Source organism: Streptomyces sporangiiformans (genome assembly GCF_005768555.2).
In the GTDB taxonomy this organism is placed as follows: domain Bacteria; phylum Actinomycetota; class Actinomycetes; order Streptomycetales; family Streptomycetaceae; genus Streptomyces; species Streptomyces sporangiiformans.
This window is the reverse complement of record NZ_VCHX02000047.1, coordinates 1-20,325: the sequence shown is the minus strand read 5'-3', so window position 1 is coordinate 20,325 and position 20,325 is coordinate 1. Positions and strand designations below refer to the sequence as shown.

The following is a 20,325-nucleotide window of genomic DNA, read 5'->3' as shown; positions in this document are numbered from 1 at the left end:
CTCGCCACGCGGGTGGCCTCACGCCACGCCCTGCCGACGGCTGGGACCCTGCTGACGCGCCGTCAGCTTGACTTCGCTGCCGGTCAGGTCGCCGTCCGTGCCGGGGCGGCGGCGTGGATGAGCTGGCGCAGTGCCCCGTAGTAGACCTCGTGGTCGACCACGGCGGGCACGATCGCGGCCAGGTGGCCGGTCAGTGCCGGGAACTCCTCGGGATCGAGCGCGGCCAGCGCGGTGCGGGTGGCCGCCTGGGCGGCCTTGGGCTCCCGGTGGTCCACGAAGCTCGCGCTGCCGAGGGTGAGCAGGTACATCCGCCGATAGGCGGTGATCGCCTCCTCGGGGGTCATCCCGGCCGCGAGGTTGTCGGCGAGCTGCGGCTCGGCCAGGCGAGCCAGCAGGTTCGGGCCGAGCCAGGGGCGGGTACCGCGCAGCGCGACCAAGCCCGGATGGGCGGCCAGCAGCCGGTACAGCGCGGTGAACCGCGTTTCGGTCGCGGTGGCCCAGTCGGCGCCCGGTTCGATGTCGGGCAGGCGAGCGGCCAGGTGGTCGGTGCACAGGTCCAGCAACCCGGCCAGGTCGGTGCAGCGGCGCTGGAGCGAGGCGAGGGAGATGTCCAGCCGCGCGGCCAAGGCGCGGAAGGTCAGCGCCTCGGGGCCACCCTCGTCGACCAGCGCCAGGGCGGCCTCGGCGATGCGGCCGGGGGTCGCGCGGTCCAGGGAAAGGGAGTGCCGTGGCATGTGGGTCACTGTACGGTACGGTGTATCGAAACGGTAGGCACACGGTCGGCAGGAGCTCCGCGATGGACCAGCTCACCTACGGCGACATCAAGGCCGCCACCGAACGGATCTCCGGGCGCGTCCGCCCCGTCGCACTCGCCCCCGTCGATCCCGGTGCGATCCGCACCGCCGACGGCGGGCCGGAACCGTGCGAGGTCTGGCTGGCGTTGGAGTACATGCAGCACACCGGCTCCTTCAAGGCCCGCGGCGCACAGAACTTCATCCAGGCCCACCGCGACGCCGGCGCCCTCCCCGACGCCGGGGTGACCATCGCCTCCGGCGGCAACGCCGGGCTGGGCTGCGCCTGGGCCGCCCAGCAGCAGGGCATCACCGCGACCGTCTTCCTCCCCACCACCGCTCCCGCGGTGAAGGTGGCCAAGCTGCGCTCCTACGGCGCCGACGTCCGCCTGGTCGGCACGGAGTACGCCGATGCCGCCGCCGCCTGCCAGGACTTCGCCGCCACCACCGGCGCGCTCTCCTCGCACGCCTACGACCACCCGCTGATCGCCGCCGGGGCGGGCACGCTGCTGGAAGAGATCCGCGACCGGATCCCCGGCCTGGACACGGTCGTGGTCGCTGTCGGCGGCGGCGGACTGTTCACCGGCGTGGCCACCGCCGCCCGGCATCACGGCATCCGCGCCATCGCCGTCGAGCCGGAGAACTGCCGCGCACTCAACGCCGCGATCGAGGCCGGGCGCCCGGTCGACGTCACCGTGGACTCCGTCGCCTCCGACTCCCTCGGCGCGCGCCGCGCGTCCGCGATGGCGCTGCACGCCGCCCAGCAGGACGGTGTGCACTCCGTCCTCGTCACCGACAGCGAGATCATCCGCACCCGCCAGGCCCTGTGGGACCACCGCAGAGTGGCGGTCGAGCACGCCGCGGCCACCGCCCTAGCCGCGCTCACCGGCCCCGACGCCGCGTACGTCCCCGGCCCCGGCGAGAAGGTCGCCATAGTCCTCTGCGGCGCCAACACCGACCCCGGCGACCTGGTCCACTGACCCGGCACCGACTGGGCGACGCAGGGATCCAGGCCCGCCCGCCTCAAGGGCTCATGCGCCGGCGGCACTCGCGGAAGGACGCGCGAGTGCCGCCCACACGGCGTTCCCCCCGGTGAAAGAGGAGCGTTCGGCGCCCCATCTCTCGGCGATGTGCTGAACGAGTAACAGGCCGCGCCCGCATTCGTCGTCGGGGCCGGGGTTGCGTGGGGGCAGGCTCCGCGGCGTGATGGCCTGATCGTGCACCTCGAGGTGGACCGATCCGTCCGCGGTGAGTCCGACGCAGCAGTGGATCCGGGAACTGGACGTGTGGCGTATCGCGTTGGTGACCAGTTCCGACAGGATCAGGACCGCGTCCTGGCACACCTCCTCGGGGAGCCGCCATCTGCGCAGTTTCTCGCCCATCACGCAACGGGCTTCACGCACACCGGCCTGGCGGGCCGGGAGTTCGAACCAGTGGACTCTGTCGGTGGCAGCCCCTCCCGGGAGTTGGGGGGAGGGAGGGGAGGCAGGGGACGTGAGGGAGGGCACGGTGGTCGCCTTCCGTCGAGGGACGGGCAGTGCGAGGAGCTGTGGGGGGAGCCTCGCCGGGCCGGCGTGGGGGCCGGTCGGCGGGGCAGCTGGTGCCGTTGCCGACCACGGTGACACGTGCCAAATCCCGGAGTGCTTCCGGGAGTTGGCGGCGACTGCCGTCGCGGTCGGTGAGATCGATCACGCTGTCACTATGCTTGCTGTTCCGTTCAACATGCAACCTCTCTCCTGATAATTTCAGGAAGTCGATATCCGTCTGGTGCCATCAGCAAGTCCCTGTCAGAGTCAGCATGGATGACAGCCCGTCAGGAGGTACACCGTGAGCGAGGCGCGTTCGGGCAGCACAGGCACCAGTGCACCCACCGTTCTCCGCATGATCCTGGGCAAGCGGCTGCAGGAGATGCGGCAGGAAGCGGGCGTGTCTCTGGACGCCGCCGCGAAGGCCCTTCGGGTGAAGCCTCTGACCATCCGCCGCCTGGAGAAGGCGGAGGTCGCCCTGAAGCCCCTCTACGTCGAGAAGTTGCTGCAGACCTACGGGGCCGGTCAGCAGGAGATCGACGAGTTCGTCGCCCTGGCCGAGCGGGCCAACAAGCCGGGCTGGTGGCACACGTACCGCGATGTGCTGCCCAGCTGGTTCACCGCCTACGTGAGCCTGGAGACCGGCGCCAAGACCCTGCGCACCTATGAACCCCACTACGTCACGGGGCTGCTGCAGACGCACGGATACGCGCACGCCCTCCTGCGTGCGGGCTTCCCCCGCGACAGTACGGCGGACCTGGAGCGGCGAGTCGATCTGCGACTGCGGCGCCAGAGCCTGCTGGAGAGATCCGACGCGCCGACGCTGTGGGTGGTGATGGAGGAGGCCGTCCTGCACCGGGAGGTGGGCGGCGCGGAGGTGATGCGGGGGCAGATCGACCGGCTCCTGGAGGTCTCGGAGCTGGACCACGTCAGCGTCGACATCGTGCCGTTCTCCGCGGGTGCCCACGTCGGTGCGTGCGCCCCCTTCACCTACTTCCGGTTCGAGGAACCGGAGCTGCCCGACATCGTCTACAGCGAGATCCTCTCCGCCTCCATGTACCTCGACCAGCGCTCCGACGTCGCAGCCCATCTCGAGGCGCACAGCCGGTTGTCCTTGCAGACCTCGTCCGCGGACAGCAAGGCCCTGTTGAACCGCATGCGCAAGGAGTACTCATGACGATCACCGACCGCCGTGTCTACAACGGGATGCCCGCGTCGGACCTCGGCGAGCAGGGCTGGGAGTGCCCGTGGAGCGGTCCCAACGGAGGCCAGTGCGTGGAGACGAAGCAGCTCGCCGACGGCCGCGTGGCCCTGCGGCAGTCGAAGGATCCCGCCGGCCCCGCGCTGATCTACACGCCGGAGGAGATCACCGCGTTCGTCGCCGGGATCAAGAAGGGCCTCGCCGATCATCTGACGGCCGGCTGAACCAGGCCCGCCACCAACGGGTGGGAGCGGGCCGGCCCCGGCCACGACCTGCCCGGCACGCCCACGCACACCAGGAAAGGGACACCATGAGCACCCCCCACACCGCTCGTGACCTCGACACCAGCAGGCCGCACTCCGCGCGCATGTACGACTACTACCTCGGAGGCAAGGACCACTTCGAGGTCGACAAGGAGGCGGCCGAGACCGTCGCGGCGGCGTATCCCGGCATCTTCGTGTGCGCACGGGAGAACCGGGCGTTCATGCACCGGGCCACCCGGGTCCTCGCGCAGGAACACGGCATCCGGCAGTGGCTGGACATCGGCACCGGCATCCCCACCGAGCCGAATCTGCACCAGGTGGCCCAGGCCGTGGTCCCCGAGGCCAAGGTGGTCTACGCCGACAACGATCCGCTCGTCCTCAAGTACGCCGAGCGCCTGATGCGCAGCACACCCCAGGGGCGCACCACCTACATCGAGGCGGACGTCAACCAGCCCGAGGGGCTCCTGGACGCCCCCGAACTGGCCGAGGTCCTGGACCTGAGCCAGCCGGTGGCGCTGTCCCTGAACGCCCTCATGCACTTCGTCACCGACGCCCAGGACCCGTACGGAATCGTCGACCGGCTGCTGAGCGCCCTCCCCTCGGGAAGCGCCCTCGCCCTGAGCCACTGCACGCCCGACTTCGACCCGTCCACCTGGGAAAAGGTCACCGAGATATACACGAACGCCGGAACGCCCGTGCAGTTCCGCTCCCAGCAGGATGTCGGCCGCTTCTTCGCCGGGCTGCGACTGCTGGAGCCCGGCATCACCGTCGGCCACCGGTGGCGTCCCGACGCCCCGGACGGCACCGCCGCGGCAACGGAGCAGCCGACGGACGCCCAGGTCAGCCTGTGGACCGGGGTGGGGATCAAGCCGTAGCGCCGTAGCGCCACCTTCTCCGGCACTACCTTCGCGCGGGGGTAACCAGTTGCTCCCTCCGGACACCGCTGACAGGCTCTTCGGCCATGCCCACCTTCTCCGCGCATGACGGAATCAAGATCGCCTACCACGTGTTCGGAGAAGGCCCCCCGGGGGTCCCTCCGGTGGTCTGTCTGCCCGGAGGACCGCAGGACTCCGTTTACCTCGGTGACCTCGGCGGCCTGTCCGCGCACCGGCAGTTGGTCATGCTGGATCTGCGGGGCACGGGCCGATCCGCGCTGCCGGAGGACCTCGCCTCCTGCCGCTGCGACCGGCTCGTCGAGGACGTGGAGGCGCTGCGCGAGCACCTGGGCCTGGACCGGATGGACCTGCTCGCGCATTCCGGCGGCGCGAATCTGGCCGCGCTCCACGTCGGCCGCCATCCCGGACGCGTCGGGAAGCTCGCGCTGATCGCGCCGAGCGTCAGGGCCGTCGGAATCGCGATCACCGGAGACCTCCGGCTGGAGGCCGCGCGGCTTCGCCGGGGCGAGCCGTGGTTCCCGGCGGCGTTCGCGGCCCTGGAGGCGATCGTGGCGGGCCGGGCCACTGACGACGCCTGGCAGGCCGTCGCGGCGTTCTCCTACGGCCGCTGGGACGCGGCGGCGCAGGCCCATCACGCCGCCGAGGACGAGCAGATGAACAGGGAGGTCGTGGCCGCCTTCGGCGCCGAAGGCGCTTTCGATCCGGACGACACGCGCACGGCGCTCGCCCGGTTCACACCGCCGGTGCTGCTGCTCGCCGGGGAGGTCGATCCGGGAGCCCCGCCTCGCGCGGTGGCCGAGTTCGCCGAGCTGTTCCCGAACGCCGAGCTCGTCGTGCAGTCCGGAGCCGGACACTTCCCCTGGCTCGACGACGCCGACCGCTTCGTGGCGACCACCGCGGAGTTCCTGGGGCGGGCGCCCGCCCGGTCGCCCGCCGAGCACGGATGAATCCGGCGGTGCCTCAGACCGGGAGCCAGCGGTCGAGATAGGCGCGCAGATCCTCCAGCTGGGCTCCGCGTGCCACCAGGCCGAGGTAGCCGTCGGGGCGTACGAGGCCGTGGGCGACGCCTGGCCAGGGGCTCTGTGTGCCGAGACTGTGCACGGTGACCAGGCTGTCGCGGCCGCGCAGGAGCGGGGCCAGCCGCTGCTCGGGCCAGAAACCGGCAGGCCCGGCCAGCAGCAGGTGCCAGCCCGGCCCGGCGACCTTGGCCTGGAGCCCGCGCGGCAGGTCGGGCAGCCGGTCCCCCGCTCTCGGACCCCTGGTGGGCGAACGCGAACCCGCGCGGGAAGCCGGGCTGCGCCGGTAGTGGATGCCGAGCTCGGAGACCGTACGGAACACGCGCCCGCGAAGAGCGGTCACGCGCAGCGCCAACGGAGCCAGGCGCGGGGCGAGTCGGGTGCGGGCGAGGCGGATGACGGGGTTGCCGCTGGTGCCGACGGTGAAGGCCCGGTCGGTGAAGCGCCGGACGGTGCGGCCGACCGGGGCCCGCTCGGCCTCATACGTCTCCAGCAGTTCCTCCGGCGCGACACCCCGGCAGACGAGGGCGAGCTTCCAGCCCAGGTTGAGCGCGTCCTGGATACCGGTGTTCATGCCCTGGGCGCCGGCCGGGCTGTGGATGTGGGCCGCGTCCCCGGCCAGGAAGCACGGCCCCGCCCGGTAGTGGGCGGCCCCGCGGTTGTGCAGCCGGAAGTCGGTCATCCAGACGGGATCGCGCAGCACCAGCCGGTCAGTTCCGGCAGCCCCGGCAGTCCCAGCGGTCCGGGCGGTCCGGGCGGTCCGGGCCGCCTTGTCTGCGTCTCCGGCTGTGTACCGGTCGACGATGTCCTGCAGGAGCTCCAGCGTCACCTCGGCATCCGGCGTGCCGGGAGGCCGCATCGCGAGCATGCGCCAGCCTGCCGGCGCACCGAGCGGGAAGAAGAGCAGCATCCCGGCCGCCCTCATGTACGTATGCACGGACCCTGGCTCCAGTCCGTCGACCTCCAGATCGGCGAGCAGGAACGTCTGCGGATAGGCGTATCCCTCGAAGCCGATGCCCGACTGATCTCGCACGGTGCTGTGGGCCCCGTCGCAGCCGACGACGTAGCGGGCGCGCACGGTCTCCTCCGCACCGTCCCGGCCCCGGAGCCGGCAGCGGACGCCCCCGTTCTCGCGTTCCAGGCGCACCAGCTCCGTACCGCGTTCGACCGGCACGTCGTGAGCGGCCAGGTGCTCCGCGAGGACGCGCTCGGTCTCGGCCTGCGAGAGGAACAGCAGGAACGGGTACGGGGTGTCCTTGCAGCCGATGTCGAACAGGGGCAGCCGCACCTCGCGCCCCGGCAGATGCATCCGCACCCGCATCGCCGGATTCCCTCGGGCGACCAGTTCCTCCGTCACCCCGAACCCTGCCAGCGCCTCCAGCGTGCGGGGCTGGATGGCCAGCGCCCGCGACTCGTGCACGCGGTCGAGCGAGCGGTCGACGATCCGGAACCCGGTCCCGTGGGCACGCAGTTGCGCGGCGAGAGCGAGGCCCGTGGGCCCCGCACCCACCACCAGCACATCGGGCGACGGCCTCATGGGTCAACGGTAGTGCCGGAGCCGTGCGCGTGCCGAAGCGCCTGGGAGCCGCCGTCCCTCATGAGTGGGGCGGCGGCTCCCGTAGGCGGCCTGGGCCGGACGTGGCCTCGGCTCTGACGGCCCTCGACCCGGCCCTCAGCCCCGGCCCTCAGCCCTGGCTGAGCACGATGATCTGCGTTCGGGTCGCGTGGACGTACGGCACCGGGAGGGGCCAGCCTCCGACGCCCAGTTCCAGCACGGCGGCATCGACGCGGGCCGAGCCCGGCTGGAAGCGGCCACGCCCCGTGCGGGCGGTGTTCGTCCAGCGGTGTTCCTCACCGTCGCAGACCGCGCGGGTGCCGCCGATTCCTCGCCGTACACCATGCTCGCCCTGGCGCAGGGCGGTGGTCACGAAGACGGGGCCCTGGCTGTCCGTGCAGCGGTAGGTGCCGGTGAGCGTGACGGTGCCGTGGCGCGTGAGGGTGCCGACGCGGTCGACGGTCACCGATTCGTCGGGGGCGGCGAGAGCCTCGGCGGACGGGGCGGGGAGCATCAGCAGCGCGGACCCGGCGGCCACGCCGGCGATGTGACGCAGGGACATCGGAGTACCTCCTTGAGCGGGGGCTCCACTCAACCGGGCAGGGGTCGTCACGGCCGTGACCGTCACCTGATTGGTGGCGTGTCCGCGTCGTCCGTCTCGGCGACGTCCGGGAGTTGTCCGCGTGTTGTCACGCTTCACGGACAGCGGTTCCGATGAGTCCTCGGCCGGAGCATCGTCTACCTATGCGAGGCGGCGACCACGCCGCCGAACCCGTCGCACGTGGAGGTGCGCCATGTGTTCTCGCCGGCCTTCTTGCCCGTCGCCCGACCGCCTCGACCTCTCAGGCCGCGACACCGCGCACATCGTCGCCGCCCACCCCGAGCAGGGCTGGTACCTGCTGTGCGACGGCGCGATCGTCTTCGACGACACGGGCGCGCTGCTGCCCGACGGCCGTGTCGTCGCCCCGCATCGCGTGCCCGTCGAGCAACTGGGCATGGCTGCCTGAGGATTGACGTCGCCGGTCGACCACCTGACTGGGGCAGACCACCCTGACTGCGGTCTGCCACCTGGCTGCGGTCAGCGATTCTCGCCGATGAACTCCCTCAGGGCGGAGGCGAGTTGCTCCGGCTGATCCTCGGCGATCAGTGTCCGTGAGTCCTCGATCTCCAGCAGACGCCCCCGCGGCAGGAGTTCGGCCAGGCGCCGACCGTGCTCGCGCGGCATCATCAGATCCTCGGTCGCCCAGACGACGAGCGCGGGCTTGTCGAACTTCCGCAATCCTTCGGCGGCTTCGAGGAGTTCGTTCTTACGGATGGTCGTGCCGTAGCGGCGGAAGTCCCGGCGGATCGCCTTGTCCGTCCGCAGCGGTCGCAGCCAGCCGTCGACGATCTCGTCCGGCACGGGCCGCTTGGTGAGCGCGCCGATCCCGACGGGCAGCCGGCGCAACGGCTTCAGTCCCAGGGTGCGAATCATGAGCGGGATGCCGCCCGGCACCATGCAGGCGAGCGCGATCATCTTTCCGGGCAGACCCGGCGGATAGTTGTCGAAGGCCTCGCAGGAGATGAGTACGAGCCGCGCCAGGCGCTCCGGGTGGCGCGCGGCCACGGTCTGGGCGCGGCCGCAGTCGCTCTCCACGAGCGTGACGTCCCGCAGATCCACATGGTCCAGGAACTCCACGACCATGTCGTTGACGACGTCCGGCGAGATCGGACGGTCCATGGGCCGGCGGTGAGCGCCGTACGGCAGCGTCGGGGCGATGCCCCGGCGGTCCGCGCTCAGGTCCGCGATCACCTTGCGCCAGACGGTGGCGGTGGGGGCACCTCCCGCTCGAGCGAAGTCGAGAGTGGGGGAGGACCAGGCCGTGCAGGAGGACCACGACGGGGCCGGGGCCGCCCGTGTCCTCGTACTCGATGGTCTCCGCGGCGAGTGCGATGTCCGGCATGCTCGAAGCTGCCTCAGGTCTATGGTGCGCAAGCCGCACCCAGCCGCACCCCCAACCCCCTCGGCCCCTCGTCGGCCCAAGACACGCGGAACGTCAGGGGAGGACGGCGACCCCGTCAAGCTCTACCAGGGCCTGTGTGTCCCACAGTCGCACGACTCCGATCACCGCCATCGCCGGGTACTCGCGTCCCGCCGACGTCCGCCAGATACGGCCGAGTTCGGGGGCGTGGGCGCGGTAGTCGTCGACGTCGGTGGTGTAGACGGTGACGCGGGCGAGGTCGCCGGGGTTGCCTCCGGCCGCGCGCAGGGCGGTGAGGAGGTTGGTCAGCGCCCGCTCGAACTGCTCGGGGAGCGTGGTGCCGACGATCTTTCCCTCGGTGTCGAGTGCGGTCTGGCCCGCGAGGTAGACGACGCGGGAACCGGTGGTGATGACGGCGTGCGAGAAGCCGGTGGGCGGGGAGAGGTCGGGCGGGTTGACGCGCTCGGCGGTCATGCGTGCTCCCCCTCCACGCCTGCGGCGCGCCGCTCCTCGCGGTACAACTCCTTGGCGATGACGGCTCGTTGGACCTCACTCGCGCCCTCATAGATCCGGGGGGCGCGCACCTCGCGGTAGAGGTGTTCGAGCAGGTGACCGCGGCGCAGTGCGCGGGCGCCGTGCAGCTGGACGGCCGTGTCGACGACGTACTGGGCGGTCTCGGTGGCGAGCAGCTTCGCCATCGCGGCCCGTTTCGGCACGTCCGGGGCGCCCTCGTCGTACGCCGCCGCTGCCGCGTAGACCATCAGGCGAGCCGCCTCCGCCCGCAGAGCCATCTCGGCGACCTGGTGTGCCACGGTCTGCAGGTCGCTCAACTTGCCGCCGAACGCCTCCCGCCCGGCCGTATGCCGGAGAGTGGCGTCCAGCGCGGCCTGTGCCATCCCGACGGCGAAGGCGCCCACGCTCGGCCGGAAGAGGTTGAGCGTGTTCATCGCGACACGGAAGCCCCGGTCGGGTTCACCCAGCACGTCGTCCGCGCTCACCGGCACCGCGTCGAAGACCAGGGCGCCGATGGGATGCGGGGAGAGCATGTCGAGGGGGGTTCCGGTGACCCCCGGGCGGTCGGCCGGCACCAGGAAGGCGGTCACTCCGCGGGCGCCCGTGTCGGGTGTGGTGCGGGCGAAGACGGTGTAGAAGTCGGCTTCGGGGGCGTTGGAGATCCAGCACTTCTCGCCGGTGAGCCGCCAGCGGTGGGCGCCGTCGGGCTCGGCGCCCACGGGGGCTTCGGCATCCGCCCGGAGGGCAAGCGCCGCCGCGTCCGAGCCCGCGCCCGGCTCGCTCAGGGCGAAGGCCGCCACTGCCGTGCCCTCGGTCACGCGCGGCAGCCAGCGGTCGCGTTGGGCGGCGGTGCCGTTGGCGTGGATCGGGTGGGCGCCCAGGCCCTGGAGGGCGAGGGCGGTTTCCGCCTCCGTGCAGGCGTAGGCGAGGGACTCTCGCATCAGGCACAGTTCGAGCGCTCCGGACGTGAACAGGCGCTTCAGAAGCCCCAGTTGGCCCAGTTCGGCGACGAGCGGGCGATTGACGTGGCCCGGCTCGCCCTTCTCGGCCAGGGGACGCAGACGGTCGGCGGCAAGCGCCCGGAGCTCCGCGCACCAGGCGTCGTGTGCCGGATCGAGTGAGAATGCGGGCATTTTTCGGTCCCCTCTCCCCTGTCGGGCCGGGCCACACTGCGAGGCTATCGCGGACCATTGACTGTCGTCACCAACACGATACGCTCGATGCGCGAGCCCACCACGACGAGGGGGCGACCCGCCATGGACCACACGGACCCCAGGGACACGACAGAGGCCGCCCGCACCCCCGGCGCCCACGTGGACACCTTCGCGCGCGACCACCTCCCACCTCCCGACCAGTGGCCCGAGCTCCGCTTCGAGCTCCCCGAGCTGCGCTACCCCGAACGGCTGAACTGCGCCGTCGAGCTCCTCGACCACGCCGCCCCGGAACGCCCGGTCTTCCGTACGGCCTCCGGTGACGTCTGGACGTACGGCGAACTCCGCGCCCGCGTCGACGGGATCGCGCACGTCCTGACCTCCGGCCTCGGCGTGGTACCCGGCAACCGCGTCCTGCTGCGCGGGCCCACGACGCCGTGGCTCGCCGCGTGCTGGCTGGCCGTCCTGAAGGCGGGCGCGGTCGCCGTCACCGTCCTCGCCCAGCAGCGCCCCCACGAGCTGGCCACGGTGTGCGAGATCGCGCGGGCCGGGCACGCGCTGTGCGACATCCGGTCCGTGGACGATCTCGCGAAGGCGGAGATCCCCGGGCTGCGGATCACGACGTACGGCGGGGACGCCCCCGACGACCTGCTGAACCGGATGCGCCGCGACGTCCCCGACGAGCCGTACACCGCCGTGGACACCGCGGCCGACGACGTGGCGCTGATCGCGTTCACGTCGGGCACGACCGGCCGCCCCAAGGGGTGTCTGCACTTCCACCGCGATGTGCTGGCGATCGCGGACACCTTCTCGGCCCATGTCCTGCGGCCCCACGCCGACGACGTCTTCGCGGGCAGTCCCCCGCTCGGCTTCACCTTCGGACTCGGCGGTCTGGTGGTCTTCCCGATGCGCGCGGGCGCCAGCGCGCTGCTGCTCGAACAGGCCGGTCCCAGGCAACTGCTGCCCGCGATCGCCGATCACCGTGTGTCGGTGCTGTTCACCGCGCCGACCGCGTACCGCGCGATGCTGGACGAGCTGGACGCGTACGACACCTCCTCGCTGCGGCGTTGCGTGTCCGCGGGCGAGAACCTGCCCGCCGTCACCTGGCAGGCCTGGCACGAGCGCACCGGCCTGCGCATCATCAACGGCATCGGCGCCACCGAACTGCTGCACATCTTCATCTCCGCGGCCGACGAGCTCATCCGCCCGGGGACGACGGGCGTTCCCGTACCGGGGTGGCACGCGCGCGTGCAGGACGAAAACGGCCTCCCGGTACCCGACGGCGAACCCGGACTGCTCGCCGTGCGCGGCCCGGTCGGCTGCCGCTACCTCGCCGACCCGCGCCAGTCGGAGTACGTACGCGGCGGCTGGAACATCACCGGCGACACGTATGTGCGCGACGCCGACGGCTACTTCCGCTATGTCGCACGCGCGGACGACATGATCATTTCGGCCGGGTACAACGTCGCGGGCCCGGAGGTCGAGGACGCGCTCCTGCGTCACCCGGACGTGGTCGAGACGGCGGTCGTCGGCCTGCCGGACGAGGCGCGTGGCCAGGTCGTGGTGGCGTACGCCGTGCTGCGGCCCGGAGCGCGCCGGGACCCCGAGGCGCTGCGGGCCTTCGTCAAGTCCGAGCTGGCGCCGTACAAGTGCCCGCGCGAAGTCGTCTTCCTGGACGCGCTGCCGCGTACGGCGACGGGGAAGCTGCAGCGCTTCAAGCTGCGTACGGGCGTCGGCCGAGGTGATCCGGCGTGATGCCGGCCAACTAGAATGATCAACGTGTCCGAGCAGCACACTCCCCGGTCCCTCATCGTCACCTTCTACGGCGCGTACGGCCGCTTCGCGGCCGGCCCCGTGCCGGTCGCCGAGCTGATCCGGCTGCTGGCCGCGGTGGGCGTGGACGCGCCCTCCGTGCGCTCGTCGGTGTCCCGGCTCAAACGCCGCGGGCTGCTCCTGCCGGCGCGTACGGCGACGGGCGCGGCCGGGTACGTACTGTCGCCGGACGCGCGACAGCTGCTCGACGACGGCGACCGCCGGGTCTACTCGACGGCTCCCCCGGAGGACGACAGCTGGGTGCTCGCCGTGTTCTCCGTGCCGGAGTCCGAACGGCAGAAGCGGCATGTGCTGCGCTCCCGTCTGGCGGGCCTCGGCTTCGGAAGCGCCGCCCCCGGAGTGTGGCTCGCCCCGGCCCGTCTCTACGAAGAGACCCGTCATACGCTGGAACGGCTGCGTCTCGACGCGTATGTGGAGCTGTTCCGCGGCGAGCACCTGGGCTTCACGGCGACGGCCGAGGCGGTCGCTCGCTGGTGGGACCTGGCCGCGATCGCCAAACAGCACGAGGCGTTCCTGGACCGCCACGCGCGCGTGCTGCACGACTGGGAGGCACGGACGGACACTCCTCCCAAGGAGGCGTACCGCGACTACCTGCTCGCCCTGGACTCCTGGCGCCACCTGCCGTACGCCGATCCCGGGCTGCCTCCCGCACTGCTGCCGCCGGACTGGCCGGGGGCCCGTTCGGCGGCCGTCTTCCGGGCGCTGCACGAGCGCCTGCGGGACGCCGGAGCGGTGTTCTCCGGTGTGGATCACGTACGGCGCTGACCTCAACTCCCCAGCGTGAGCCGGGGCTTCGGAGCGTCCGTGCGTCCCGTCCGCGGGGGCCGGCTGCCCGCCCGATAGGGCGCGGGCCAGTCGACGCCCGGACCGGTGTACCCCTGCTCGGCCGCCGCGTGCAGCGTCCAGTGGGGGTCGTACAGATGGGGGCGGGCGAGGGCGCACAGGTCGGTACGGCCCGCCAGGATGAGTGAGTTGACGTCGTCCCAGGAGGAGATCGCGCCGACCGCGATCACCGGGATGCCGGTCTCGTTGCGGATCCGGTCGGCGTACGGCGTCTGGTACGAGCGCCCGTACTCCGGCTGCTCGTCCGCAACCACCTGCCCCGTCGACACGTCGATCGCGTCGGCGCCGTGCGCGGCGAAGGCCCGGGCGGCGAAGACGGCGTCGTCGGCCGTGGTGCCGCCCTCGGCCCAGTCGGTGGCGGAGATCCGTACGGTCATCGGCCGGTTCTCGGGCCATACGGCGCGTACGGCGTCGAAGACTTCGAGCGGGAAGCGGAGCCGGTTCTCCAGGGGCCCGCCGTAGGCGTCCGTACGGCGGTTGGTCAGGGGTGAGAGGAAGCCGGAGAGCAGATAACCGTGCGCGCAGTGCAGTTCGAGCAGATCGAAGCCGCAGTGGGCGGCCCGCCGGGCGGCTGCCGTGAACTGGTCCCGGATCTCGGCCAGTTGGCTTCGGGTGAGTTCGTGCGGCGTCTGGTTCGCCGGCCTGTACGGGACGGGGGACGCGGCCACGAGCGGCCAGTTGCCCTCCTCCAGCGGCTCGTCGATGCCCTCCCACATCAGCTTGGTGGAGCCCTTTCGGCCGGAGTGGCCGAGCTGCACGCCCAGGGCGGTTCCGGGTGAACGCGTGTGCACGAAGTCGGTGATGCGCCGCCAGGCATCGGCCTGTTCGGTGGTGTAGAGCCCGGCGCAGCCCGGTGTGATCCGGCCCGCCGCGCTCACGCACACCATCTCGGTCATCACCAGACCGGCGCCGCCGAGCGCCCGCGCGCCCAGGTGGACGAGATGGAAGTCGCCGGGTACGCCGTCCACGGCCGAGTACATGTCCATCGGCGACACCACGACCCGGTTGCGCAGGGTCAGGTCGCGCAGCCGGAACGGCGTGAACATCGGAGGCGTCCCGGGCGGGCAGCCGAACTCGCGCTCCACGCTCTCGGTGAAGTGCGGGTCGCGCAGCCGGAGGTTGTCGTGGGTGACCCGGCGGCTGCGGGTGAGCAGGTTGAAGGCGAACTGGCGGGCGGGCTGGTCGAGATAGAGCCCCAGGTTCTCGAACCACTCCAGGCTGGCGCGTGCCGCCCGCTGCGTGGACGCGACGACGGGGCGCCGCTCCTCCTCGTACGCGGCGAGGGCTTCGCCGAGACCCGGCTGCTCCTCCAGGCAGGCGGCGAGCGCCAGGGCGTCCTCGACGGCGAGCTTCGTCCCGGAGCCGATGGAGAAGTGCGCGGTGTGCGCGGCGTCGCCGAGCAGCACCACGTTGCCGTGCGACCAGCGTTCGTTGACGACGGTGCGGAAGGTGGTCCACGCGGACTTGTTGGACGCGGACCGGTTGGACCTGAGCGCCCGTCCGCCGAGCGCGTCGGCGAAGAGCTTGGCGCACCGCTCGACGGACTCCTGCTCATCGAGCTCCGCGAAGCCCACCGCCTCCCACACGTCCTCGCGCATCTCGACGATGACGGTGGAGGAGTCGGCCGCGTACGGGTATCCGTGCAGCTGCATCACCCCGTGCTCGGTTCGCGCGATCTCGAAGCGGAAGGCGTCGAAGGCGAAGTCGGCGGCGAGCCAGATGTAGCGGCATCGGTGCCCGGCCACCTGGGGCTGGAACACATGGGCGTACGCCTCACGGGTGGTGCTGTGCACGCCGTCCGCCGCGATGACGAGGTCGTACGCCCGTGAAAGGCGGTCCACGTCCGGCGCGCGCGTACGGAAGCGCAGCTCGACGCCGAGCGAGCGGCACCGCTCGTGCAGGATCTCCAGGAGCCTGCGCCGGCCGAGGGCGGCGAAGCCATGGCCGCCGGAGGTGTGGCGGACGCCCCGGTGCACGATGTCGATGTCGTCCCAGCGCACGAACTCCTCACGCAGCGCCGTGTACACGACCGGGTCGGCGTGCTCGATGCCGCCGAGTGTCTCGTCGGAGAGGACGACGCCGAAGCCGAAGGTGTCGTCGGGTGCGTTGCGCTCCCAGACCGTTATCTCGCGGGCGGGGTCGAGGCGCTTGAGGAGGGCGGCGGCGTACAGGCCGCCGGGGCCGCCGCCGATCACCGCCACCCGCATCGCTCGCACGGTCACCGCCCCCGCCATTTCGGCGGCCGCTTCTCCGTGAACGCCGCGTGGAACTCCGCGTAGTCCTCACCGTTCATGAGCAGGGCCTGGGTCGAGGCGTCCAGCTCCACCGAGGCGGCGAGCGGCATGTCGAGCTCGGCGGTGAGCAGGGCCTTTGTCTGCGCGTACGCGAGTGCCGGTCCCTCGGCCAGGCGGCGGGCGAGCGCCTGGGCGGCCTCGTCCACGCGGCCCTCGTCGGTGAGCTCGCTGATCAGCCCGATCCGCTCGGCCTCGGGCGCCCGCACCGGCTCGCCGAGCATCAGTAGCCGGGTCGCGTGACCGAGCCCGACGACGCGGGGCAGCAGATAGGCGGCGCCCATGTCGCCGCCGGAGAGTCCGACGCGGGTGAAGAGGAAGGAGAAGCGGGCACTCGGGTCGGCCACCCGGAAGTCGGCCGCGAGAGCGAGCACCGCCCCCGCGCCGGCCGCCACCCCGTGCACCGCCGCGACCACCGGGAAGGGGCACTCGCGTACGGCCCGTACGACCTGTCCGGTCATCCGGTTGAAGTCGAGCAGCTGGGACGTGTCCATCGACAGCGTGGCCCCGATGATCTCGTCGACGTCACCTCCGGAGCAGAAGCCGCGTCCCTCGCCGGCCAGCACCAGGGCGCGTACGGACTTCTCTCGGGACAGCTCGGCGAGCAGGTCGCGCAGGTCGGCGTAGGCGCCGAAGGTGAGCGCGTTCAACTTCTCGGGGCGGGCCAGGGTGACCGTGGCGACTCCGTCGGCGACTTCGCAGCGCAGATGCTGCCAGTCGGGCGTGCGGGTCGCGGAGCCGGTGAAGGGACTCATGAAGTGCGGCCTCCTCGGGCGGGGGCGGCGGGCTGCGCTGCTCCATGAAGTTATCACTCTTCTGTGACTGTCGTCAGGAGTGCGCGATACAGAGGCATGGCTCCGTGACCGCGAGCGGACCCCGCGGTCACGGAGTCACGGGTCCGCGATAGAGCCGTAACAGTGGGAGGCAGGGGCCGGATCGGGTCGTTCACCTGGGTACATACGCAGTCCGGTAGTTCGAAGTCCCGAAAAAACACCCGGTGCACGACCCTGCCCGGTAGCGCCGTACCATCCCTATTGTTGAAAGCAGGACAACCTGCTCCATGAACGGACCCGCCTTGCACGAGCCCCCTGCCCCAGCCTCCTGGCGCATCGCCCTGCCGCACTCCGCCGCGGCCGTGCCCGTCGCCCGTGCACTGGTCCGTACCGCACTGGCCGAGATCGACCACGCCGCCGACAGCGACACGGCGGAGCTGCTCACCGCCGAACTGGTGGCCAACGCCGTGGAGCACACCAAGAGCGACGCGCCCATAGAGCTCGTCGTGGAACTGCTGCCGACCGGCTGCAAGGTCGAGGTCCACGACCCGGACCCGACGCCACCCGGCAATCTCACCCGCCCCGCCCCGGACGACCCGGACCCCTGGCAGGAGCACGGGCGCGGCCTGCTGCTGATCCGCGCCCTCAGCTCGTCCTGCGGCCATCACCGCACGGAGTCGGGCAAGGCGGTCTGGTTCAGACTGCCCGTGGTGCCGCAGCAGCGCAGACCGGTGGAACCGACGTAGGGGCCGGGCGAGGGGTATCGAGGTCGGGCGAGAGGCGTAGAGGCCGGGCGAGGGTCAGGGGCGGGCGAGCGTCGCCACCAGGACCGCCTTGATCGTGTGCAGCCGGTTCTCCGCCTCGTCGAAGACGACCGAGTGCGCCGACTCGAAGACCTCGTCGGTGACCTCCAGCGAGTCCAGGCCGTGCCGCTCATGGATCTCGCGGCCCACCTTGGTGCCCAGGTCATGGAAGGCGGGCAGGCAGTGCAGGAACTTGACGTCCGCGTTGCCGGTGGCGCGCAGGACGTCCATCGTCACCGCGTACGGGCCGAGGGCGGCGATGCGCTCGTCCCACACCTCCTTCGGCTCACCCATGGAGACCCAGACATCGGTGGCGACGAAGTCGGCACCCGCGACCCCCTCGGCGACGTCTTCGGTGAGCGTGACGCGCGCCCCGCTGCGCACGGCGAGCTCGCGCGCCCGCGTCACGACCTCCTCGGCGGGCCAGTACGCCTTCGGCGCGACGATGCGTACGTCCATGCCGAGCAGCGCGCCGGTGACCAGGTAGGAGTTGCCCATGTTGAAGCGGGCGTCGCCCAGGTAGGAGAAGGTGATCTCGCCCAGCGGCTTGGCGGTGCACTCGGTCATCGTGAGCACGTCGGCGAGCATCTGCGTGGGGTGCCAGTCGTCGGTCAGACCGTTGTAGACGGGCACGCCCGCGTGGGCGGCCAGCTCCTCGACGCCCGCCTGGCTGTCCCCCCGGTACTGGATCGCGTCGTACATCCGGCCGAGCACACGTGCGGTGTCCTTCACGGACTCCTTGTGGCCTATCTGTGAGCCGCTCGGGTCGAGATACGTGGTCGACGCGCCCTGGTCCGCGGCCGCCACCTCGAACGCGCAGCGCGTGCGCGTCGAGGTCTTCTCGAAGATCAGCGCGATGTTCCGCCCCCGCAGACGGGGGGTCTCCGTCCCGGCCTTCTTCGCCGCCTTCAGCTCGGCGGCGAGCTCGATCAGGCTGCGGAACTCGCCTTCCGTGAAGTCCAGCTCCTTCAGGAAGTGACGGCCGGCGAGGGCGTACGCGACTGTCGCCATGGGGGCGCTCCAGGGTTGTAAACAGGGGACGCTTGGAACTCTATACGATGCTCCACATTTCTATACAGCCTCAGTTCAGCGGACCGCATCCCGCTGGACCGGACAGCTCATACAGCGCGGTCCGCCCCGGCCCCGCCCCAGTTCGCTCCCCGGGATCTCGATCACTTCGATGCCCTGCTTACGCAGATGCGTGTTCGTGGTCGCGTTCCGCTCGTACGCGACGACCACGCCCGGCTCGACCGCGAGGACGTTGCAGCCGTCGTCCCACTGCTCGCGCTCGGCCGCGTGCACGTCCTGCGTGGCGGTCAGCACGCGGATCTCGCTCAGCCCGAGCGCCGCGGCGATCGCTCTGTGCATGTGCTCCGGCGGATGGTCGGTGACCTTCAGTTCCTTGTCGCCCACGCCCGGTTCGATGGTGTACGAGCGGAGCATGCCGAGTCCCGCGTACTGCGTGAAGATGTCGCCGTCGACCATCGTCATCACCGTGTCGAGGTGCATCAGGGCCCGCCGCTTGGGCATGTCGAGCGCCACGATCGTCGTGGCCGACCCGGCGGCGAACAGCTTGTGGGCGAGCATCTCCACGGCCTGCGGGGTGGTGCGCTCGCTCATGCCGATCAGTACCGCGCCGTTGCCGATGACGAGGACGTCGCCGCCCTCGATGGTGGAGGGGTAGTCCGCCTGCCCCTCGGACCAGACGTGGAAGTCCTCGTCCCGGAACAGCGGGTGGTGCCGGTAGATCGCCTCGAAGTGCACGGTCTCGCGCTGCCGCGCCGGCCAGCGCATGGCGTTGATGGAGACCCCGTCGTAGATCCAGGCGGAGGTGTCCCGGGTGAAGAGGTGATTGGGCAGCGGCCGGAGCAGGAAGTCATCGAGGTCCATGACGTGGAAGCGCACGGACATCGGCTCCGGGTGTTCGTCCAGGAACTCCCGCTTGGTCATCCCGCCGACCAAGACCTCGGCCAGCTCCCCCGCCGTCATGGCCTCGAAGGCGTCCCGGAGGTGGTCCGTGGCGAGCGGCCCGTACTCCTTCTCGTCGAAGACCCGGTCCAGTACGAGGTCCCTCGCGGCCGGGATCTCCAGGGCCTCGGCCAGCAGGTCGCCGAAGAGGTGGACGGTGACCCCGCGGTCGCGCAGCACGTCCGCGAATCCGTCGTGTTCCGCGCGCGCCCGGCGCACCCACAGGACGTCGTCGAAGAGGAGGGCGTCCTTGTTGCTGGGGGTGAGCCTTTTGAGCTCAAGATCCGGCCGGTGCAGGATGACGCGGCGCAGCCGCCCGGCCTCGGAGTCGACATGGAATCCCATGTCTCCATCCTGACCACCCGGACGCGTGTTCACCCGCCGATCGACACGAAGCCGGGGAGGAGAACGGCACTGACGAGACCCGCCTCGGCGAACACGACGCGACCGCCCACCTCCGGCACACGATCACCGCGGCCGAGCCGACGACGCGGCCCGGTGCTGGTCGCCGGTCGCGAGCCGGGCGTCCCCGCGCGGCGGACAAGGTGCCGCACGCGGGGCCAGGGCCAGACACCCGCGCACGTCGCACGGCTCCATGCGGCCGGGCCCGGGCTCCGACGGCGTTTCCACGGCCGCCAGACCACAACACGTCCTGGCACGCCGTCGTCCGTTCTCGCCCCCGCCCCGCGATCACTCCTCGCCGGAGGCGGGCGCCCGCCTCCGGGGCACGATCGCCGCGGCCGAGCCGGCGGCACGGCGGCCCGGCCCAGTGCCGGCCACCGGTCGCCGGTCGCAAGCCGGGCGTCCCCGCGCGGCGAACAGGAGACCGCACCCGGGCCACGGCCGGACACCCACACCGCGTCCCACGGCTCCACGCGGCCGGACCCGGGCTCCGGACCCGGTACCGCATCCGGCAGGCCACAACACGTCCTGGCCCGCCA

20 protein-coding genes are annotated in these 20,325 nt (G+C 71.6%); 9 read left to right on the top strand and 11 right to left on the bottom strand.

Annotation, left to right across the window (positions count from 1 at the left end; genetic code table 11):
* Positions 1–83 precede the first annotated feature (83 nt).
* Complete coding sequence (locus tag FGD71_RS03930) at positions 84–734, bottom strand: TetR/AcrR family transcriptional regulator (protein WP_119098968.1); 651 nt, start codon at positions 732–734, stop codon at positions 84–86.
* 62 nt (positions 735–796) lie between these two features.
* On the opposite strand from FGD71_RS03930, the gene FGD71_RS03925 reads away from it, so the two are divergent.
* On the top strand, positions 797–1,771 hold the full coding sequence (locus tag FGD71_RS03925; protein WP_119098967.1) for a serine/threonine dehydratase: 975 nt from the start codon (positions 797–799) through the stop codon (positions 1,769–1,771).
* Between the two features lie 51 nt (positions 1,772–1,822).
* Here the strand turns inward: FGD71_RS03925 and FGD71_RS03920 are convergent, their stop codons facing one another.
* The gene (locus FGD71_RS03920) at positions 1,823–2,299 is read right to left on the bottom strand and encodes an ATP-binding protein (RefSeq protein ID WP_119098966.1); all 477 of its coding nucleotides are present in this window, start codon (positions 2,297–2,299) and stop codon (positions 1,823–1,825) included.
* A gap of 319 nt (positions 2,300–2,618) precedes the next feature.
* On the opposite strand from FGD71_RS03920, the gene FGD71_RS03915 reads away from it, so the two are divergent.
* The 4 genes from FGD71_RS03915 to FGD71_RS03900 all read left to right on the top strand — a co-directional run bounded on the left by FGD71_RS03915 (position 2,619) and on the right by FGD71_RS03900 (position 5,624).
* Positions 2,619–3,494, top strand: a complete 876-nt coding sequence (locus FGD71_RS03915) for a helix-turn-helix domain-containing protein (protein ID WP_119098964.1) — start codon at positions 2,619–2,621, stop codon at positions 3,492–3,494.
* Positions 3,491–3,742 carry a DUF397 domain-containing protein gene (locus FGD71_RS03910; protein WP_119098963.1) on the top strand — a complete coding sequence of 84 codons (252 nt, stop codon included), beginning with the start codon at positions 3,491–3,493 and terminating at the stop codon, positions 3,740–3,742. Before FGD71_RS03915 ends, FGD71_RS03910 begins: the two co-directional genes overlap by 4 nt.
* An 86-nt stretch (positions 3,743–3,828) precedes the next feature.
* Complete coding sequence (locus tag FGD71_RS03905) at positions 3,829–4,656, top strand: SAM-dependent methyltransferase (RefSeq protein ID WP_119098962.1); 828 nt, start codon at positions 3,829–3,831, stop codon at positions 4,654–4,656.
* Positions 4,657–4,742: 86 nt separating this feature from the next.
* Positions 4,743–5,624, top strand: a complete 882-nt coding sequence (locus FGD71_RS03900) for an alpha/beta fold hydrolase (protein WP_119098961.1) — start codon at positions 4,743–4,745, stop codon at positions 5,622–5,624.
* A gap of 13 nt (positions 5,625–5,637) precedes the next feature.
* Here FGD71_RS03900 and FGD71_RS03895 read toward each other — a convergent pair whose 3' ends face one another.
* Positions 5,638–7,230 (bottom strand): FAD-dependent monooxygenase, encoded by a 1,593-nt coding sequence (locus tag FGD71_RS03895; protein WP_119098960.1) that lies wholly within the window; start codon positions 7,228–7,230, stop codon positions 5,638–5,640.
* Positions 7,231–7,378: 148 nt separating this feature from the next.
* Positions 7,379–7,810 carry a DUF6299 family protein gene (locus FGD71_RS03890; RefSeq protein ID WP_119098959.1) on the bottom strand — a complete coding sequence of 144 codons (432 nt, stop codon included), beginning with the start codon at positions 7,808–7,810 and terminating at the stop codon, positions 7,379–7,381.
* A gap of 232 nt (positions 7,811–8,042) precedes the next feature.
* Between FGD71_RS03890 and FGD71_RS03885 the strand changes: the two genes are divergently transcribed.
* Positions 8,043–8,255 (top strand): DUF5999 family protein, encoded by a 213-nt coding sequence (locus FGD71_RS03885; protein ID WP_119098958.1) that lies wholly within the window; start codon positions 8,043–8,045, stop codon positions 8,253–8,255.
* Between the two features lie 71 nt (positions 8,256–8,326).
* Here FGD71_RS03885 and FGD71_RS03880 read toward each other — a convergent pair whose 3' ends face one another.
* The 3 genes from FGD71_RS03880 to FGD71_RS03870 all read right to left on the bottom strand — a co-directional run bounded on the left by FGD71_RS03880 (position 8,327) and on the right by FGD71_RS03870 (position 10,855).
* Entirely contained in the window at positions 8,327–9,040 is a 714-nt protein-coding gene (locus FGD71_RS03880) for an alpha/beta fold hydrolase (RefSeq protein ID WP_420878230.1), read from the bottom strand.
* Between the two features lie 244 nt (positions 9,041–9,284).
* Positions 9,285–9,683 (bottom strand): RidA family protein, encoded by a 399-nt coding sequence (locus FGD71_RS03875; RefSeq protein ID WP_119098957.1) that lies wholly within the window; start codon positions 9,681–9,683, stop codon positions 9,285–9,287.
* Entirely contained in the window at positions 9,680–10,855 is a 1,176-nt protein-coding gene (locus FGD71_RS03870) for an acyl-CoA dehydrogenase family protein (RefSeq protein WP_119098956.1), read from the bottom strand. The genes FGD71_RS03875 and FGD71_RS03870 overlap by 4 nt, the downstream gene beginning before the upstream one ends.
* Positions 10,856–10,978: 123 nt before the next feature.
* Here FGD71_RS03870 and FGD71_RS03865 point away from each other — a divergent pair, with 123 nt between their 5' ends.
* Both FGD71_RS03865 and FGD71_RS03860 read left to right on the top strand, forming a co-directional pair.
* A complete protein-coding gene (locus FGD71_RS03865; protein WP_119098955.1) occupies positions 10,979–12,628 on the top strand; it encodes an AMP-binding protein in 1,650 nt (549 codons plus the stop codon).
* A 15-nt stretch (positions 12,629–12,643) separates the two neighbouring features.
* A complete protein-coding gene (locus FGD71_RS03860; RefSeq protein ID WP_119098954.1) occupies positions 12,644–13,471 on the top strand; it encodes a PaaX family transcriptional regulator in 828 nt (275 codons plus the stop codon).
* 2 nt (positions 13,472–13,473) lie between these two features.
* Here the strand turns inward: FGD71_RS03860 and FGD71_RS03855 are convergent, their stop codons facing one another.
* A complete protein-coding gene (locus FGD71_RS03855; protein ID WP_119098953.1) occupies positions 13,474–15,783 on the bottom strand; it encodes a bifunctional salicylyl-CoA 5-hydroxylase/oxidoreductase in 2,310 nt (769 codons plus the stop codon).
* Entirely contained in the window at positions 15,768–16,595 is an 828-nt protein-coding gene (locus FGD71_RS03850) for an enoyl-CoA hydratase family protein (RefSeq protein WP_119098952.1), read from the bottom strand. Before FGD71_RS03850 ends, FGD71_RS03855 begins: the two co-directional genes overlap by 16 nt.
* Before the next feature lie 305 nt (positions 16,596–16,900).
* Between FGD71_RS03850 and FGD71_RS03845 the strand changes: the two genes are divergently transcribed.
* Complete coding sequence (locus FGD71_RS03845; RefSeq protein ID WP_119098951.1) at positions 16,901–17,359, top strand: ATP-binding protein; 459 nt, start codon at positions 16,901–16,903, stop codon at positions 17,357–17,359.
* Positions 17,360–17,413: 54 nt separating this feature from the next.
* Here FGD71_RS03845 and argF read toward each other — a convergent pair whose 3' ends face one another.
* Positions 17,414–18,427: an ornithine carbamoyltransferase gene (gene argF, locus FGD71_RS03840; RefSeq protein ID WP_119098950.1), complete on the bottom strand. Its 1,014-nt coding sequence runs from the start codon at positions 18,425–18,427 to the stop codon at positions 17,414–17,416.
* A 75-nt stretch (positions 18,428–18,502) separates the two neighbouring features.
* The gene (locus FGD71_RS03835; RefSeq protein WP_162931016.1) at positions 18,503–19,729 is read right to left on the bottom strand and encodes an arginine deiminase; all 1,227 of its coding nucleotides are present in this window, start codon (positions 19,727–19,729) and stop codon (positions 18,503–18,505) included.
* Positions 19,730–20,325: the final 596 nt, after the last annotated feature.